The sequence below is a fragment of the Flavobacterium sp. KS-LB2 genome, from assembly GCF_036895565.1.
Lineage (GTDB): Bacteria > Bacteroidota > Bacteroidia > Flavobacteriales > Flavobacteriaceae > Flavobacterium.
The window spans coordinates 1,549,057-1,566,589 of record NZ_CP145904.1; the positions used below are offsets into that span (position 1 = coordinate 1,549,057).

A 17,533-nucleotide genomic window follows, 5' to 3' on the forward strand; every position below is an offset into this window, starting at 1 on the left:
AGTTTTTTTGTTGGTTTGGTTTTGGTTAGTTTGTGTTGAAATTAGTGCCCTCCACCAACTTCTATTTCTTTTCCGATTCCTTGTTTTTCTAAAATTCCGATTACTTTCCAACCATAGAATGCGATGAAAGCGAAACATAAAACAGGAATGAAGTAAGAAGTATGAATTCCGATGATATCAGCTAATTTTCCTTGTAATGGCGGGATAATACCACCACCCAAAATCATCATTACCAAGAAGGCAGAACCTTGAGATGTGTATTTTCCTAAACCAGCAATTGCTAATGAGAAAATAGACGGCCACATGATACTTAAGAATAAACCACCGCTCATAAAGGCAAAAATTGCAATCGTTCCGGTAGTAAATAATCCAATAAGCATTGCTGTCATTCCCATTAAACCAAAAATCATTAAGGTTCTTGACGGTTGGTCTTTTCCTAAAAAGAAACCAGCGATTTGGAACAAAATTACAAAAGCATAAGCGTATAAAGGTGTTACATCTTGTCCCGAAATAGCATTAGCCGCTAAAACTACTCCAAATGCAATATAAGGAACAACGATAAGTAAAATTTTCTTTAGTTGTGATGATGGGTTAAAAACCGTAATGGCTCCTGCCCAACGTCCAATCATTAAACTTCCCCAATACATAGACATGTAAGGCGCTAAAGCTGGACCTGAAATTGAACCAAAGTCAGCCGTTACCAATAATTCGCCAAGGTTACTTCCTATAGTTACTTCGACACCTACATAAGCGAAAAGGGCTAACATTCCCAAAACTAATTGTGGGTATTTCATGGCTCCCCATCCTTCAGGATTTTTTTGAGCAGTTGTATTTGCAAAGAATAATCCAATAACTACAACCAAAAGTGTAGAAACTGTTAAGGCTAGTCCTAAATAATCTTTTTCTTTATTCTCTATAAAACGAGTGATAAATTCAGGTTCCTCATAACGAGAAAAGATGTAAGCAAAAATAGCAACCAAAACTACAGTGATAACAATTAAGGTTTTCATTGCTTTATTCGCTGTTTCAAAAGTAGAATCACTTTTTCCAGATGGTAGTTTTTTAGAAAAATGGAATAACGCTGCCGCCAATAAAAAGAGTCCACCTACAAATACATAAAGGATTCTCATTGAATCTAATGAATCTGGTTTTTGAGCAAATTCTTCAATATTTACACCTGCAATAACACCAAATAAGGCTATAGAAACAACTATTGGTCCTATTGTGGTTCCCAATGAATTAATACCTCCTGCAAGATTCAATCTGCTTGAAGCTGAATGTGGTTCACCAAGAGACGCTGCAAAAGGTTGTGCTGATGTTTGTTGAAGTGAAAAACCAAGTGCAACAATAAATAATGCGCCTAGAATAAACAAATAACTTCCTTGTGTTACTGCAATTATCATGAGTACAGCTCCAAATGTGCTGACTAATAATCCGTAAATGATCCCTTTTTTGAATCCCCAACCGTTAAGAATATCTTTTTTGGCAATACTACTAAAAATAAAAAGCAATAAAGCTCCAATATAATAAGCACCATAAAAAGCAAAATCGATTAGTTGACTTTGAAATTGGTCTAAGCCAAATTTAGCTTTGCAAAATGGAATAAATATTCCGTTTGAAGCTCCAATAAAACCCCAAAAGAAAAATACGGTTATGAGCGTATAAAGTGCGGAATTGTTAGACTTTGTTTGTTCTGAATTCATAATTTGAAATGGGTTAATGATTAAGTTAATAACTTTTATAACTGCAAGACCGTAAATATATTTGTTAAGTAAATTAAAAAAAAATTATTTAGAATAAATATTGTTAGAATTATAGAATAATCACTTTTTGTTAAAAAATGATGCTTTTTTTTCGAAATTTTTGCTTTTTCAAATAAAATATTGAAACCGAATTTATTCTAAAATTTTATTTTTTACATCTTTACTATAGTTTCGTCCAATTGGCAACGTGTATGAAAGGATTTGTATTCGATTCCCTTCGATAGATTTTACTTTATCTATTGCTATAGTATAAGATTTATGAATTCGTATGAACCGGTCAGCGGGTAATTCTTCAGATAAAGAAGTTAATGATTTGTGCGTAATATATGTTTTGTCACGTATTATTACTTTTATATATTCTTTCATGCCTTCAATAAATAGAATCTCATCAATCATTATTTTGATCATTTTCTTATCAACTTTGATAAAAATATGTGATTCAATTTTAATATTGTTTTTTAAATTGAAATCGGCTTCGATTTTATGAATGCATTTGATAAATCTGGGGAAGGGTATTGGTTTTATTAAATAGTCTAAAACGTCTAAATCATAACTTTCGGCTGCAAATTCTCTAAAGGCGGTTGTGATAATAATTTTTGTTTTGTATTCTATCAATCGAATTAATTCAAAACCAGTCATCATTGGCATTTTAATATCCAAAAAAACAGCATCAATAGTGTTGTTGTTAATGAATGTAAGAGCGTCTAGTGCATTGTTGAATGTACCAGTAATTTCAAAGTTGGCAAAATTATTAATATAATTTTGTATTGTTTTTAAAGCTAATGGTTCGTTGTCAATCAAAACACATTTAATCATTATTAAATAGCGGTATTTGTGATAATATAAAAATTCAACTTTACTACTCGTTCTTGAAAATTAACTCGGATTATTTTTTATTGGTTGGTTCAATTTCCGTTTTGTTTAAAATCAAGTGAAAGTACAAAAATATTTAGTATTTCGGTACGCGGTAGGGATTGAACTGAAATTTTAAAACCTATCTTTATTTTAGATTGCTATTATTTACAGCATAATGATTAATAAGCTTGTATGTTTTTATAATTTTTAGGTAAAAAATATCAAAAATATATAGATCCCAAATGGACATTTGAACATTATAACTAGTATTGTTAAAAGCACATTATTGACAGAATTGTGTCGTTGGTTTAAAATAAACTACAGTTGATATAAATTATTTTTTTGCAAAAAGCGTTTTGGCTAATTTTATACATTACAAATGAAACAATTGTTTTTATAAAGTAAGTAAATCGAATTAATAAAATAAAAATGAAAAGTACTATAGAAATTAAATCAGATATAAGCTATAAAAGTGCCGGTCAATTTGAAGAAACTAGATTTGAGAAAATTCACAACGAAATTTTTAAAAATTCAGTAGAAGCCTCGGTTATTGTCGCTCAGGAAATTGCACAATTAATTAGGTCTAAACAGTTTGAAAGTAAACCTTGTGTTTTAGGTTTAGCAACAGGTTCTTCTCCAATAAAAGTATATGAAGAATTGGTTCGGATGCATCAAGAAGATGGGCTAAGTTTTAATAACGTAATCACTTTTAATTTGGATGAATATTATCCAATGACAAAAGAGAACAATCAGAGTTATCATTACTTCATGCATGAACATCTTTTTAATCATATTGACATTAAACCCGAAAACATTAATATACCAGATGGAACTGTAACTATTGATGAGCTATATCAATATTGTATTGATTATGAAATGAAAATAAAAAATGCAGGAGGGCTTGATTTTCAATTATTAGGAATTGGTCGTACCGGTCACGTTGGATTCAATGAACCGGGTTCACACATTAATTCAGGGACGCGTATAATTACTTTGGATCACATTACTAGAGTTGATGCTTCATCAGATTTTAACGGTATTGATAATGTGCCTAAAAGAGCTATTACTATGGGTGTTTCTACGATTCTGAGATCCAAAAGAATTGTATTAATGGCCTGGGGCCAAAACAAAGCAGAAATTATAAAAAGAACCATCCAAGGAGATATCAGCGCTGAAGTTCCTGCTACTTTTTTACAAAATCATACGAATACAACCTTTGTTTTGGATCAATCTGCTGCTTCAGAATTAACCCGATTTAAAACTCCATGGTTAGTTGGAGAATGTATTTGGACACAAGAATTAAAAAGTAAAGCTATTGTTTGGCTGTGCCAAAAAACAAACCAATCTATTTTAAAACTGACCGACAGGGATTACAATAACAACGGGATGTCTGATTTATTAGCTCTAGAAGGCTCTGCGTACGATTTAAATATTAATATGTTTAATGTGTTGCAGCATACCATAACTGGTTGGCCCGGAGGAAAACCTAATACAGATGATACTTACAGACCGGAGCGTGCTAATCCTGCTAAGAAAAGAGTAATCCTTTTTAGTCCGCATCCAGATGATGATGTAATTTCTATGGGAGGAACGTTTTCAAAATTGATAAAACAAGGTCATGATGTTCACGTTGTTTATCAAACGTCTGGAAATATAGCGGTTACAGATGATGAAGCTTTAAAATTTGCTGAAGTTTGTAATGATTTTGTAGGCCTTGGAGAAAGTAGTATTAATTTTGATACCGTTATCAATTTTTTAAATAATAAAAAAGAAAATCAAATAGATTCGCTGGAAGTTAGAAAATTAAAGGGACTTATTAGACGCCGTGAATCGTATGCTGCAACAAGATACATCGGATTGAAAGAGGAGAATATTCATTTTTTAGATATGCCTTTTTATGAAACGGGGCAGATAAAGAAAAATCCCATAGGTAATGATGACATTACCATTGTTAAAAACATAATTGCAAAAATTAAGCCCCATCAAGTTTTTGCCGCAGGAGACCTTGCTGATCCTCATGGCACGCATGAAGTTTGTCTGAACGCTATTTTTGCTGCAATGAAGCAACTGAAATCAGAGGTGTACATGAATGACTGTTGGCTGTGGTTATATCGAGGAGCTTGGCATGAATGGGATATTCATGAAATAGATATGGCCGTTCCATTAAGTCCAGACGAAGTTTTACTAAAAAGACATGCTATTTTGTACCATCAATCCCAAAAAGATAGGGTAATGTTTCAAGGAAACGACACCAGAGAATTTTGGGTAAGAGCAGAAGATAGAAATAAACATACAGCAAAGTTGTATGATAATTTAGGTTTAGCGGAGTACGAAGCTATCGAAGCTTTCAAGCGTTTCGACTATTAAAAATCACTTTTTAAATAAGTATAAAAAAATATGAAATACATTTTAATTCTATTATTCACTGGTATAATTGCAAATGCTCAAATGCAAACTACGCAATTAGATTTGATGCCATGGCCACAAAATATTAATTTGACCGAAGGCACTTTTGTTTTAACTAAAAATTTCAAAGTAAATATTACCGGAAATCCAAATCCTAGAATTTTTATAGGCGCAACCAATTTTATAAGACGTTTGGATGGTAGAACTGGATTATTTTTAGAGCAAGACTTTATTACTCAAATTAACAAAAGTCCAGATGCCGAGTTACAAATCAACTGTGTTCGTAATGGAAAAATAGAAATCAATGAGGACGAAAGTTACCAGTTAACAATTACCTCGAATAAAATTAGTATTAATGCCACCAATGATCTAGGGGCTTTACATGGCTTAGAAACGTTATTACAGTTGATACAAAATAACAGTACTTCGTATTACTTTCCGGCTGTTGAAATATCAGATTCGCCTCGTTTTACATGGAGAGGCTTGATGATTGATGCGGCACGGCATTTTCAGCCGGTTGATGTTATCAAAAGAAACCTTGATGCTATGGCTTCTATGAAAATGAATGTTTTTCATTGGCATTTAGCTGATGATCAAGGATGGAGAATTCAATTGAAAAATCATCCAAAATTAACAGAAATAGCCTCTGATGGAAATTTTTATACCCAAGAAGAAATCAAAAGCATAGTAAAATATGCGGATGAAAGAGGAATTTTGGTTATTCCCGAAATAGATGTTCCTGGACATGCTTCGGCATTGTTGACTGCCTATCCAGAAATAGGTAGTAAAGTAGTTGAGGGGAAAATGACTTATGAAGTGCAAAGGAATTCGGGGATTTTTAATGCGACCTTAGACCCTACCAATCCTAAAACCTATGAAATATTAAGTTCTATTTTTGATGGAGTATGTCCTTTATTTCCAAGTAATTACTTCCATATCGGCGGTGATGAGAACAATGGAAAAGAATGGAACGCAAATCCTGCTATTCAAAAATTTAAACAGGATAATAATTTGGTAAACAACCATGATTTACAAACCTACTTTAACATGAAGCTGATTCCAATGCTCAAAAAGCACAACAAAAAATTGATGGGTTGGGAAGAAATTATGACCGAAAATATGTCTAAAGATGCCATAATTCATGCTTGGCGAGGAACTAATGAAGGGCAAGAAGCCGGCGGAGCGTTGATTAAAGCAGCAAAAAGTGGATACAATACCGTTTTGTCCAATGGGTATTATATTGATTTAATGCTGGGAATAGAAAGTCATTATTTGAATGATCCTTTACCTAAAAAAATCATTCTTAGCCCGGAAGAAAAAGCACGAGTTTTAGGGGGTGAAGCTGCAATGTGGAGTGAACTCGTAACACCATTAAATATTGATTCTAGAATTTGGCCTAGAACTGCCGCAATAGCTGAGCGATTATGGTCTAATGAAGAGTTGAAGGATATGAAAAGCTTGCGCAAAAGATTGAAAACGATTTCATTTCGATTAGAAGAACTAGGAATTACGCACATCAGAAATAAAGATGTGATTTTGAGAAACATAAGTAACAATCAAGATACTCGAGTATTAAATGATTTTTCAAACCTTTGTGAACCTCTAAAAAATTACAAACGCAATGGTGGCGGAAAGAAATACCGCATGCATTCTCCTTTAACTTTATTTGCTGATGCTTGTAATGCAGATGCTTCTGAAGCGTATGATTTTGAGATAGCGGTAAATAATTATTTAGAAAACAAAAGCTTAGAAAACCAAAAGATAGTTAGCAATTTTTATAGAAAATGGATTGCCATGGATGCAGATTTAATTAGTTTAAGCACTAACGCTCCTTTAATTCAACCACTTTTACCTTTGTCTAAAAGTTTGAGTGATGTATCGAAGCAGCTTTTGCTTATAATGGATAAAAATGAGAAAGTAAATCCCAAATTAATGGCGGATTTATTAGAAAAATGTAATGCTAGAAGCTCCGCTGATGTTGAATTAGCCGTTTTAGTTAGTTTGAAAAAATTAATAGAGAAAACAAAAATATAGTATTCGTTTTTTGAATTGAGCTATCTAAAATCCTGACAATTTGTGTCAGGATTTTTTATGGAATTAGGGCTTTAATCAATAAATTAAAACCATTGAAAACGGATTTTTTGGGAATTCAGTAAATCGGTATTTTTTTTGTATTTTTGCAAAAATTTTATAAAATAAACATTCATGTTAACAGTAAATAATTTATCAGTTCAGTTTGGCAAACGAATTTTGTTTGACGAAGTAAATACGACCTTCACACACGGTAATATTTATGGAGTTATCGGAGCCAATGGCGCTGGAAAATCTACTTTTCTTAAAATAATAGCTGGCGAGATGGACCCAACTTCGGGACATATTCATTTAGAACCAGGAAAACGGATGTCGGTTTTAAACCAAAACCACAACATGTTTGACGAAAGTACCGTTCTTGAGACCGTGATGATGGGTAATAAAACCTTGTATGCAATCAAAAAAGAAATGGATGCTTTGTACTTAGATTACAATGATTCCAATGCGGATAGAATAGGAGAGTTGCAAGTTCAATTTGAAGAAATGAACGGTTGGAATGCTGATTCTGACGCTGCATCGATGCTATCTAACCTTGGAATTACAGAGGAGCATCATTATACTTTAATGGGAGATTTGGAGGGGAAAACAAAAGTTCGTGTCCTTTTGGCACAAGCACTTTTTGGAAATCCAGATTTACTTATTATGGATGAGCCTACCAATGATTTGGATTTTGAAACTATTGCTTGGCTAGAAAATTTCTTGGCTAACTATGAAAATACCGTAATTGTTGTTTCTCACGACAGACACTTTTTGGATTCAGTTTGTACACATATTTCTGATATTGATTACAATAAAATAAATCATTACTCGGGTAATTATACCTTTTGGTATGAATCTAGCCAATTAGCAGCAAAACAGCGTGCACAACAAAATAAGAAAGCTGAAGAAAAGAAACAAGAATTAGAAGAGTTTATTCGTCGTTTCAGTGCGAATGTGGCCAAATCAAAACAAGCTACTTCTCGTAAAAAAATGATTAGCAAATTGAATATTTCTGAGATAAAACCATCAAGCCGTCGTTATCCAGCAATTATTTTTGACCAAGAGCGTGAAGCTGGAGATCAAATCTTGAATGTACAAAATCTAAGTGCTTCAATAGATGGTGATATTTTGTTTAAAGGCGTAGATTTGAATATGGCAAAAGGAGATAAAATCGTTCTTTTCTCCAAAGATTCTCGTGCAACTACTGCTTTCTACGAAATTTTAAATGGAAATCAAAAAGCTGATTCAGGAACTTATGATTGGGGAGTTACAACAAACCAAGCCTATTTACCAGTAGAAAACCATTCGTTTTTTGAGAGTGATTATTCCCTTGTAGATTGGTTACGTCAATGGGTAAAAACCGAAGAAGAACGCGATGAGGTAAACATTCGCAGTTTCCTTGGCAAAATGATTTTCTCAGGGGAAGAAGCTTTGAAAACGTGTCGTGTTTTATCAGGAGGAGAAAAAGTGCGTTGTATGCTGTCTCGAATGATGATGGAAAGAGCGAATGTTTTAATGCTTGACGAGCCTACAAATCACTTAGATTTAGAGTCTATCACAGCTTTTAATAACTCTTTGAAAAACTTCAAAGGTTCTGTTATCTTTACCACTCATGATCATGAATTTTCTCAAACTGTTGCTAATAGAGTAATTGAATTGACACCAAATGGTGCTATTGATCGTTATATGACCTTTGATGATTATCTTGATGATGAAAAAGTACAAGAATTAAGAACGAAAATGTATACTGTTTAAAAAACTAATTTTAGCTATAAAGAATCAAAAACTCTCGCAATTGCGAGAGTTTTTGATTTAATTAAGTTTCTAAAGAGCACCAAACGAGAATTAATTTTCTACTTACTTCTTCCAAAAATTTTACTGATAATAAAAATAAGAATGGCTAGCATTGCAATCACAATAAAAATACCAACGCCAACTCCTGCCTTGAATATACCCTCTATAATCGAACAACTTGTAAACGATAGTAATACTACTAAAAGCATTAACAATCTAGTTAGTTTTTTTTGCATGATTTTTTTCTTTAATTAGAAATATAAAATTAATAAATCAAGATGCTCATTTGTTACATAATTTTTAGTTATTGTTTTAAAATTGACGACCCAATATTTTTAATTTTTTTTAAATATTGAGATTAGTATTTTCTCTATTTTTATTTATAAAATGATACATTTGAATTCGTATATTTGCAAAACCAAACAACACACTTTACAATGAGTCAAAAAGTATTACTTACTGCAAAAGAAGTTACTATTATCTTACATCGTTTGGCTTGTCAATTAATTGAAAAACACTTAGATTTTTCAGACACTATTTTAGTAGGGATTCAACCAAGAGGCGTTTTTTTAGCAGAACGTTTGAAAGAAATATTAGAAAAAGAATATCAAACACCTCAAATTCAATTAGGTTATTTGGATATCACCTTTTTCAGAGATGATTTTCGAAGAACCGATAAGCCCTTAGAAGCAAATAAAACCAAGATTAATTTTATCGTTGAAAATAAAAAAGTCATTTTCATTGATGATGTTTTATTTACAGGAAGAAGTATTCGTTCGGCCTTGACAGCCATTCAATCTTTTGGTAGACCATCAGAAATTGAACTTCTGGTTTTGATTGACAGACGCTTTAGCCGTAATTTACCTATTCAGCCGGATTATAGAGGCAGACAAGTAGATGCGATAAATAACGAAAAAGTAAAAGTGAGTTGGGCAGAGAATGAAGGTGAAGATGGTGTCTATTTAATTACAAGTTAGAACTGATTGATTTAAAAGGCTAACTATTAAAAACTAATAATCGTAAAAAGAAATGAAAGAATTAAGCGTAAATCATTTATTAGGAATAAAATACATCAATAAGAATGATATTGACTTAATTTTTGAAACTGCCGATCATTTTAAAGAAGTTATCAATAGACCAATTAAGAAAGTACCTTCCTTACGAGATATTACCATTGCCAATATTTTCTTCGAAAATAGTACTAGAACAAAACTCTCTTTTGAGTTAGCACAAAAACGCTTATCTGCCGATGTTATTAGTTTTTCGGCAGCACAATCTTCAGTTAAAAAAGGAGAAACTCTTATTGATACCGTAAATAATATACTTTCGATGAAAGTAGATATGGTAGTTATGCGACATGCAAATCCTGGCGCAGCTTATTTCCTATCTAAAAACGTAAAAGCCAGCATCGTGAACGCAGGTGATGGCGCCCACGAGCATCCTACACAAGCTTTATTAGACAGTTATTCGATTAGAGAGAAACTAGGAGAAGTAGCCGGTAAAAAAGTAGTTATTGTAGGCGATGTTTTGCACTCCAGAGTGGCCTTATCAAATATATATGCGTTGCAAATGCAAGGAGCTGAAGTAAAAGTTTGCGGACCAAAAACGTTAATTCCAAGATACATTGAATCGCTTGGTGTTACAGTAGAGCCTAACTTGATAAAAGCGCTTGAGTGGTGCGATGTGGCAAATATGTTACGCGTGCAAAACGAAAGAATGGATGTGAATTATTTTCCATCTACAAGAGAATACGCTCAACAATATGGAGTTGATAAAACGATTTTGGATTCTCTAAATAAAGAAATCATAATTATGCATCCGGGACCAATTAATCGTGGTGTCGAAATTACCAGTGAGGTGGCTGATTCACAACAATCTGTGATTTTAAACCAAGTCGAAAATGGTGTTGCAATTAGAATGGCCGTAATTTATCTTTTGGCATCAAAAATTCAGTAATTTAATATAAAACTTTGTAAATTAGCTGTTTATAAATTCTCTACCTAGAGTAGACTTAGAAATTAAAAAGATGAAAGTAGATCAAAAAGGACACACAATTAGCATTAGAGATACACAAGGTGATTTTACCTCTTTTTTAATGAAGGTTACCCATCAATATAAAACATTTGAAAAGCATAATTTAATAATAGATCTTTTGTTGTATAAAGATTTACCAGCGGATAATATGAAATTATTTATGCCTTTATCAAAAGTTCATAAAAAAGCTAAAAAATCATTTGTTATAGTTACTTCTGATTTTGATTATAATGCGGTTCCTGAAAAATTAACCGTTGTTCCTTCTTTATTAGAAGCACATGATATTATTGAAATGGAAGAGATTGAAAGAGATTTAGGCTTTTAAAAATAGTAAATGGATTTTTATAACAACAAAAAAAGAGTACATATTTTTAGAATTATTTTATTAGTATGCTTTGTAATTTTACTGTTTGTTAATCTATATAATGTATTCATCAATGCGTATTCAGGTAGCTATTGGGGAATAGTAGCCAATTTATTATTAGCGATTTCTATGGCGCTGCAAATTAGAAAATACAACAAGGAAAAGAATATTGATAGTTTATAGTTTGGTTATAAATAACGAAATGTGAATCTTCAATTTTTAATTCTATCCTAACTTTTAAATTGAAATTAAAAATTGAAACTAACAATACTTGGTTGCTATGCAGCTACACCCCGAACATTTACGAATCCTACTTCCCAGATTCTAGAAATAAAAAACAGAATTTTTCTGATTGATTGCGCAGAAGGAACCCAAGTACAATTGCGAAAAAATAAAATCCGATTTTCTAAAATTAATCATATCTTCATTTCTCATTTACATGGAGATCATTTTTTTGGACTAATAGGATTAGTATCTACTTTTACTTTACTGAACAGAGCTACCGATTTACATATTTATGGTCCAAAGGGAATTCAAGAAATCATCAAGTTACAATTGAGATTGTCTAATTCATGGACTAATTATGGTTTGTTCTTTCATGAATTAGAATCCAACGAAAGCGAAGTGATTTTTGAAGATGAAAAAGTTTTGGTAAAAACCATTCCTTTAAAGCACCGTGTATATACAAATGGGTTTTTGTTCCAAGAAAAAGCATCACCGAGAAAACTTAACTTGGATGCTGTTCAAAATTATGAAATTGATACCTGTTATTATCAAAAAATAAAAAACGGAAAAGACATTACTTTAGAAGATGGCCGAGTTATTGAAAATGATAAATTAACATTTGATCCTATTCCTGCAAAAAATTATGCTTTTTGTTCTGATACTGCATATAATGAAGCTATGATTCCAATCATTGAAAATATTGATGTTTTATACCATGAATCAACTTTCTTGCAATCAGAAGAAAATTTAGCTAAAAAGACTTTGCATTCCACAGCAAAAGAAGCGGCTACAATTGCTTTGAAATCTAATGCAAAGCAATTAATTTTAGGGCATTATTCTACTCGATATGAAAATATTGACCTTTTTAGAGAAGAAGCCGCAACTATTTTTCCGGAAGTACTCTTAGCTGATGATGGAAAAAGCTTTGAGTTTTAAACAAAACGATTTGTTTATTTCATCTGAATTTAACTTTGAATAGTTGATTCTTTTTAAATAAATTCTAACATCGAATAATCTTAAAATATAAAATATGAACGATTTAAGTAACTATAGAAAATCTTATGAAAAGAGTGAACTATTAGAGTCAAACATTCCTGAAGACCCAATAAACCTTTTTAACAGATGGTTTCATGAGGTAGAGGAATTTGGTGGGGACAGCGAAGTTAATGCTATGACGGTATCTACAATAGGTTTAGATGGATATCCAAAGGCCAGAGTTGTTTTACTGAAAAAATTTAATGAGGAAGGGTTTATTTTTTATACCAACTATAATTCAGAAAAGGGTAGAGCTATTGCTCAAAATCCTAAAATTTGTCTTTCTTTTTTTTGGCACACGATGGAACGTCAAGTTATTATTAAAGGTATTGCCCATAAAACAACCGAGACCATTTCAGATAATTATTTTGAATCAAGACCTGATGGGAGTAAATTAGGAGCTATAGTTTCTAATCAAAGTGAAATTGTCCCTTCTCGAGAATATTTAGAAAATAATCTAAAACAGTTAGAAAAGGATTTTGACAGTATAGTCATTCCTAGACCAAAACATTGGGGAGGTTTTTTAGTGACTCCATTAGAGGTCGAATTTTGGCAAGGAAGGCCTAATAGATTACATGACAGAATTAGGTATAGTAATCAAGAAGATTTTACTTGGAAAATTGATCGATTATCACCATAATGTAAGAAAAATACATATTTAACTATTTTAATTGTGTAGTTCGTCGATTTTTTTTGGTAGTTTAACGATAAATCGAGTATGTTTGAATAAGAAATAAGAACATATTATTTATTTATTAAAGAAGTTTGCCCCACAATCTACTTTAAACTTAAACTACTATATTATGAAAATAAAATTACTTCGCACATTATTGCTAATTACTGTGATATGTACTATGAACTCCTGCTCTTCAGATGAATCTGATACACAAACAACAGAAGGATCTGCACAAAAAGTAGTGAATTATTCTTATAATTCAATAGAATTAGAAACAATGGCTTTAATCAATGAACACAGAGTTAGTGTTGGGTTGAAACCTTTGGAAAAAATAAACCATATGTCTTTTAAGTCAGAAGAGCATGACAATTATATGATTGCTAATAATGTAGTTAATCATAATGATTTTGTCGCTCGTTCGGAAAATATAATTAAAACTCTAGGTGCTAAAACAGTAAGTGAAAATATAGCTTATAATTACAATACACCTGAGGCAGTTTTAGCTGCTTGGTTAGCGAGTCCTAGTCATAAAGCTAATATTGAGGGTGATCATACTCATTTTGGAATAGCAATCAAAGAAAATCCTGCAAATGGAAGAAAGTATTACACAAATATTTTCGCGAAAATATAGTTAGAGTTTGTTTTTCAAAAAAAGGCTGTCTTATCCCCAAAAGACAGCCTTTTTATATTTAAATATAAATTTAATGAACAAAAAATTAGCTGATTTTAATGCGGTTGTTTGAATATAAAAAGTCCAAAGAAATAATTTTCATTAGACTTTTAGTTTAAAGTAATTTTCTTTTGGAAAATAATATTAGTACCTTATTCTAAAAATAACATTAAACTATTATGGCATAAAGCGTAATTTCACATTCGTTTAAAATGTATATAAAGAATAGGCTGTCTTATTAAGACAGCCTATTAAATCTTTTATTTAATATATTACAGAGCAGTAATAATAAATTCACTTCTTCTATTGAGTTGATGTTCCTCTTCGGAACAAATTACATCATCCGCACATTTATTTACGAGTTGAGTTTCACCATATCCTTTCCCTGTCAATCTGCTTGAATCAATACCATTTTTAACTAACCAGTTGATGGTTGATTTGGCTCTTCTTTCAGATAAAGCCTCATTATATTTGAATGTTTGTCTACTGTCAGTATGTGATCGTATATCAATTTTCATGTTTGGATTCTGATTTAATACATCTAATATTTTTTCTAGATCCAGCGCAGCTTCTTGTCTAATATTAGATTTGTCTAAATCGAAATAAATCATTTTGATTCCGAAACATTTTCCTAAATCATCACCAACAGCTACTTTGCATATTTCTTTTTCTAATGCAATTGGCAGGTAGGTTTTTCCAGTTGTAGCACCGATATTTATTTTTTCTTCTTTTGTTTTGTACTCTGTTTTTTCAGCTCTTATATTGTATGTTTTTCCACATTCAACCGTAAAACTATACTTTCCTTTTTCATCTGAAGTAGCAGTATTAACAAGCTTAAACTGGCTATCATATAGTGTTATTTTAGTATTGTTAAGTATTTCACCCGTTTTTAGATCGGTTATTTCACCATAAAGTAGTTGTTCACAAATTAGTTTTCTTGTTTCCAAAAATTTATAGATATCATCATATCCTTGACCACCATCTCTATTGGATGTAAAAAAACCTTTTCTAGATTTTGTATCAATTAAATAGGCAAAATCATCTTTGGGAGAGTTTACATCAGCCCCTACATTTTGCACTTCACTAAAAGTAGCATCTGTATTTATTTTCGACATAAATACATCTAATCCACCAAGTCCAGGATGTCCATCAGAAGCAAAGTAAATTTCATTTTCATCATTAATAAAAGGGAATGTTTCTCTTCCTTCGGTATTAATTGTACTTCCTAAATTTTCAGGAGTCCCAAAAGTACCATCTTCATTTATTCTTACTTTGAATAAGTCAGATTGTCCTAATGTTCCTGGCATATCAGAGGCGAAATATAATGTTTTTTCATCTGGACTTAGTGCAGGATGTGCTGTACTGTAACTGTCACTGTCAAAAGGTAGTTCGGTTACATTAGTCCATTTGTCATTCTCTAGTGTAGCTTTGTATATTTTAATTAAAGTAATTTTATTTCCATCTTTACCTTTTTTACCGTCCAAGTAGTTGTTTCGAGTAAAATACATTGTTTTTCCATCCTTGGTAAAAGTAGGAGTAGATTCATGAAACTTAGAGTTAATAGTCCCATCAAATTTTTTCGGAGTACTAGGAGTCATATCTTCTCCTAAATCAGCAGTGTACAAGTTTGTAAAATACTGATTGGTCCATTTGTGTTTTCTTTGTCCCAGACTACCAGTATCTCTAGCAGAAGCAAAAACTAATTTGTTTGAATATAGAGTAGTTCCATAATCAGAATAGATAGAGTTTATTCCAGCATCTTCCACTTTATACCTTCCAGAATTAGCTTTTATAGCCTCTAGATAGTTGGTGTTTTTTTTAAAGAGTTTGGCTCTACTGTCGTTTACTGATTTTTGGTTGAATATTTCCATCATCTCATTTGCCTTGTCATTTTGATCGATTGCTCTTAAAGACTGTGCATAACGATAATAATATTCAGGTTCTAAATTGGCGGTATCCAAAGTAAATAATTCAGTATACCATTTAGCTGCTTTATCAAACTCTGCATTAAAGTAGTAGGCATTTCCTAACTTTTTGAATAGATCCACTGATTTATATCCTTTTTCAGCTATTCTTTCATAGGTTTTGATGGCATCTACATAGGCATAGCCGTCATACTTTTTATCGGCTGTAGCTAATTTTGCTTTTTGGGAATAAATGTTAATAGAAAAAACACTTACTATTGCTATGTAAAGGAGTATATTTTTTTTCATAATAATTGTTTTTAAAAGAATTTTGGAGATGTGATTTTATCGTTATTTTCTATTTTTTATCTTGTTTTACCCCTGTTTTTTTGTTTTAATTTTTCCAGTATTTCATTGGCACTATCGTTTTGACCAATAAATAGTAAACTCTTAGCATATTGATAATAATATACAGGCTCTAAATCAATACTTAAGGCAAATAATTCACAATACCATTTAGCAGCTTTTTCAAAATCTGCATTTAAGTAATAGGAATCTCCAATTTTTTTATATAGATCTACTGATTTATATCCTTTTTCAGCTATTCTTTCGTAAGTTTTGATAACATCTATGTAGGCATATTTGTCACTAATTCTTTCAGTTACATAAAACTTTGTATCTTGATCTTGAGCACTTACTTTAAAAGAAATAAGACTAATTATTGCTATATAATAGAATATAATTTTTTTCATATTATTAATTTCTAGAAGAATCTAGGAGTTATTATTTTGTCATTATTTTTAAATATTTCATAACGTAAAAATATTTCATGAGAACCAGAATTATAATTGTTTAATCGAGTTGTCTCATGGTCATAACCATATCCTATATACATTCCGTCGGTAACTTGAAATCCAACCATTGCACTTACTGCCGCCGACCATCTATAAGCTAATCCAACAACAAATTTATCATTAAACATAAAATTTCCTGATACATCTACTTGTAGTGGAGCACCTTCAACGATTTTAGTTAGTAATGCTGGTTTAAATTTTACGCTAGTATTCAAATCAAAAACATAACCTGCGATTAAGTAGTAATTAATTTTTTCTTTAAAAATGGCTACTTCATTATCATCATAGCGATTACTTTCGATGAAATTAGGCACTGAAAATCCTACATAAGCTTTGTCAGAATGTAAATAAACCCCTGCACCAAAATTAGGAGTGAATTTATTATTAAAATCACGTAAACTCGGATCATCGTCAACAGGATTTAATCGGTTTACATCTAAATTGAAAATGTTAGCTGTTGCTTTGATTCCAAACGATAATTTAAAAGTTTCAGAAGTAGGAATTGTGTATGATAAATCAGCCGCAATTGTATTTTCGGTGGTAGGTCCAATTTTATCATTTATAATCGATACTCCCAAACCTAAATTACTTTGGTTTAATGGAGTATTGACAGAAGCAGCATTAGTAACTGGCGCACCGTCAAGACCTACCCATTGAGTACGATGTAGTGCAAAAATACTTAAAGCGCCTCTTGATCCAGCATAAGCTGGATTGATATTTATTGTGTTGTACATATATTGAGTAAATTGTGCATCTTGTTGCGCATAACTTACAAATACTGTAAACATCAAAGCGAAAGAAAATAATTTTGTTTTCATAGTAGATATTTATTATTTAAAATTATCTATCGAACTCATTTAAAAGAATCCGGCAGGTCGGTTTG

Annotated in this window: 15 protein-coding genes; 10 read left to right on the top strand and 5 right to left on the bottom strand. The window is 31.6% G+C overall.

Annotated elements, in window-relative coordinates; genetic code table 11:
* Positions 1–41: 41 nt before the first annotated feature.
* Positions 42–1,703 carry an MFS transporter gene (locus V5J73_RS06605; RefSeq protein WP_338648427.1) on the bottom strand — a complete coding sequence of 554 codons (1,662 nt, stop codon included), beginning with the start codon at positions 1,701–1,703 and terminating at the stop codon, positions 42–44.
* A 192-nt stretch (positions 1,704–1,895) separates the two neighbouring features.
* A complete protein-coding gene (locus V5J73_RS06610) occupies positions 1,896–2,582 on the bottom strand; it encodes a LytR/AlgR family response regulator transcription factor (RefSeq protein WP_338648600.1) in 687 nt (228 codons plus the stop codon).
* Between the two features lie 465 nt (positions 2,583–3,047).
* Between V5J73_RS06610 and nagB the strand changes: the two genes are divergently transcribed.
* The 10 genes from nagB to V5J73_RS06660 all read left to right on the top strand — a co-directional run bounded on the left by nagB (position 3,048) and on the right by V5J73_RS06660 (position 13,853).
* A complete protein-coding gene (gene nagB / locus V5J73_RS06615; RefSeq protein ID WP_338648428.1) occupies positions 3,048–4,985 on the top strand; it encodes a glucosamine-6-phosphate deaminase in 1,938 nt (645 codons plus the stop codon).
* A gap of 30 nt (positions 4,986–5,015) precedes the next feature.
* Positions 5,016–7,058 carry a beta-N-acetylhexosaminidase gene (locus V5J73_RS06620; protein ID WP_338648430.1) on the top strand — a complete coding sequence of 681 codons (2,043 nt, stop codon included), beginning with the start codon at positions 5,016–5,018 and terminating at the stop codon, positions 7,056–7,058.
* A gap of 171 nt (positions 7,059–7,229) precedes the next feature.
* The gene (locus tag V5J73_RS06625; protein ID WP_338648432.1) at positions 7,230–8,849 is read left to right on the top strand and encodes an ABC-F family ATP-binding cassette domain-containing protein; all 1,620 of its coding nucleotides are present in this window, start codon (positions 7,230–7,232) and stop codon (positions 8,847–8,849) included.
* Positions 8,850–9,325: 476 nt separating this feature from the next.
* A complete protein-coding gene (pyrR, locus tag V5J73_RS06630; protein ID WP_338648434.1) occupies positions 9,326–9,865 on the top strand; it encodes a bifunctional pyr operon transcriptional regulator/uracil phosphoribosyltransferase PyrR in 540 nt (179 codons plus the stop codon).
* 52 nt (positions 9,866–9,917) lie between these two features.
* A complete protein-coding gene (locus tag V5J73_RS06635) occupies positions 9,918–10,844 on the top strand; it encodes an aspartate carbamoyltransferase catalytic subunit (RefSeq protein ID WP_099715638.1) in 927 nt (308 codons plus the stop codon).
* Positions 10,845–10,914: 70 nt separating this feature from the next.
* Positions 10,915–11,247 carry a ribonuclease Z gene (locus V5J73_RS06640; RefSeq protein ID WP_338648436.1) on the top strand — a complete coding sequence of 111 codons (333 nt, stop codon included), beginning with the start codon at positions 10,915–10,917 and terminating at the stop codon, positions 11,245–11,247.
* 9 nt (positions 11,248–11,256) lie between these two features.
* The gene (locus V5J73_RS06645) at positions 11,257–11,469 is read left to right on the top strand and encodes a hypothetical protein (RefSeq protein ID WP_338648438.1); all 213 of its coding nucleotides are present in this window, start codon (positions 11,257–11,259) and stop codon (positions 11,467–11,469) included.
* A gap of 72 nt (positions 11,470–11,541) precedes the next feature.
* Positions 11,542–12,447: a ribonuclease Z gene (locus V5J73_RS06650; RefSeq protein ID WP_338648439.1), complete on the top strand. Its 906-nt coding sequence runs from the start codon at positions 11,542–11,544 to the stop codon at positions 12,445–12,447.
* Positions 12,448–12,541: 94 nt separating this feature from the next.
* Positions 12,542–13,186, top strand: a complete 645-nt coding sequence (pdxH, locus tag V5J73_RS06655; RefSeq protein WP_338648440.1) for a pyridoxamine 5'-phosphate oxidase — start codon at positions 12,542–12,544, stop codon at positions 13,184–13,186.
* A gap of 163 nt (positions 13,187–13,349) precedes the next feature.
* The gene (locus V5J73_RS06660) at positions 13,350–13,853 is read left to right on the top strand and encodes a CAP domain-containing protein (protein ID WP_338648441.1); all 504 of its coding nucleotides are present in this window, start codon (positions 13,350–13,352) and stop codon (positions 13,851–13,853) included.
* Positions 13,854–14,164: 311 nt separating this feature from the next.
* Here V5J73_RS06660 and V5J73_RS06665 read toward each other — a convergent pair whose 3' ends face one another.
* From V5J73_RS06665 to V5J73_RS06675, 3 genes are read right to left on the bottom strand one after another with little or no spacing between them, the layout of a single operon-like run.
* The gene (locus tag V5J73_RS06665; protein WP_338648442.1) at positions 14,165–16,105 is read right to left on the bottom strand and encodes an OmpA family protein; all 1,941 of its coding nucleotides are present in this window, start codon (positions 16,103–16,105) and stop codon (positions 14,165–14,167) included.
* 56 nt (positions 16,106–16,161) lie between these two features.
* On the bottom strand, positions 16,162–16,548 hold the full coding sequence (locus V5J73_RS06670) for a flagellar motor protein MotB (protein WP_338648443.1): 387 nt from the start codon (positions 16,546–16,548) through the stop codon (positions 16,162–16,164).
* 11 nt (positions 16,549–16,559) lie between these two features.
* Positions 16,560–17,468, bottom strand: coding sequence for a PorP/SprF family type IX secretion system membrane protein (locus V5J73_RS06675; RefSeq protein ID WP_338648445.1), 909 nt, complete (start codon positions 17,466–17,468; stop codon positions 16,560–16,562).
* Between the last annotated feature and the right edge of the window lie 65 nt (positions 17,469–17,533).

Coding starts and splice junctions, on each gene's coding strand:
- V5J73_RS06605 (WP_338648427.1), bottom strand. CDS start 1,703: ATGAATTCAGAACAAACAAAGTCTAACAATTCCGCACTTTATACGCTC.
- V5J73_RS06620 (WP_338648430.1), top strand. CDS start 5,016: ATGAAATACATTTTAATTCTATTATTCACTGGTATAATTGCAAATGCT.
- V5J73_RS06665 (WP_338648442.1), bottom strand. CDS start 16,105: ATGAAAAAAAATATACTCCTTTACATAGCAATAGTAAGTGTTTTTTCT.
- V5J73_RS06645 (WP_338648438.1), top strand. CDS start 11,257: ATGGATTTTTATAACAACAAAAAAAGAGTACATATTTTTAGAATTATT.
- V5J73_RS06635 (WP_099715638.1), top strand. CDS start 9,918: ATGAAAGAATTAAGCGTAAATCATTTATTAGGAATAAAATACATCAAT.
- V5J73_RS06675 (WP_338648445.1), bottom strand. CDS start 17,468: ATGAAAACAAAATTATTTTCTTTCGCTTTGATGTTTACAGTATTTGTA.
- pdxH (WP_338648440.1), top strand. CDS start 12,542: ATGAACGATTTAAGTAACTATAGAAAATCTTATGAAAAGAGTGAACTA.
- pyrR (WP_338648434.1), top strand. CDS start 9,326: ATGAGTCAAAAAGTATTACTTACTGCAAAAGAAGTTACTATTATCTTA.
- V5J73_RS06670 (WP_338648443.1), bottom strand. CDS start 16,548: ATGAAAAAAATTATATTCTATTATATAGCAATAATTAGTCTTATTTCT.
- nagB (WP_338648428.1), top strand. CDS start 3,048: ATGAAAAGTACTATAGAAATTAAATCAGATATAAGCTATAAAAGTGCC.
- V5J73_RS06640 (WP_338648436.1), top strand. CDS start 10,915: ATGAAAGTAGATCAAAAAGGACACACAATTAGCATTAGAGATACACAA.
- V5J73_RS06625 (WP_338648432.1), top strand. CDS start 7,230: ATGTTAACAGTAAATAATTTATCAGTTCAGTTTGGCAAACGAATTTTG.
- V5J73_RS06660 (WP_338648441.1), top strand. CDS start 13,350: ATGAAAATAAAATTACTTCGCACATTATTGCTAATTACTGTGATATGT.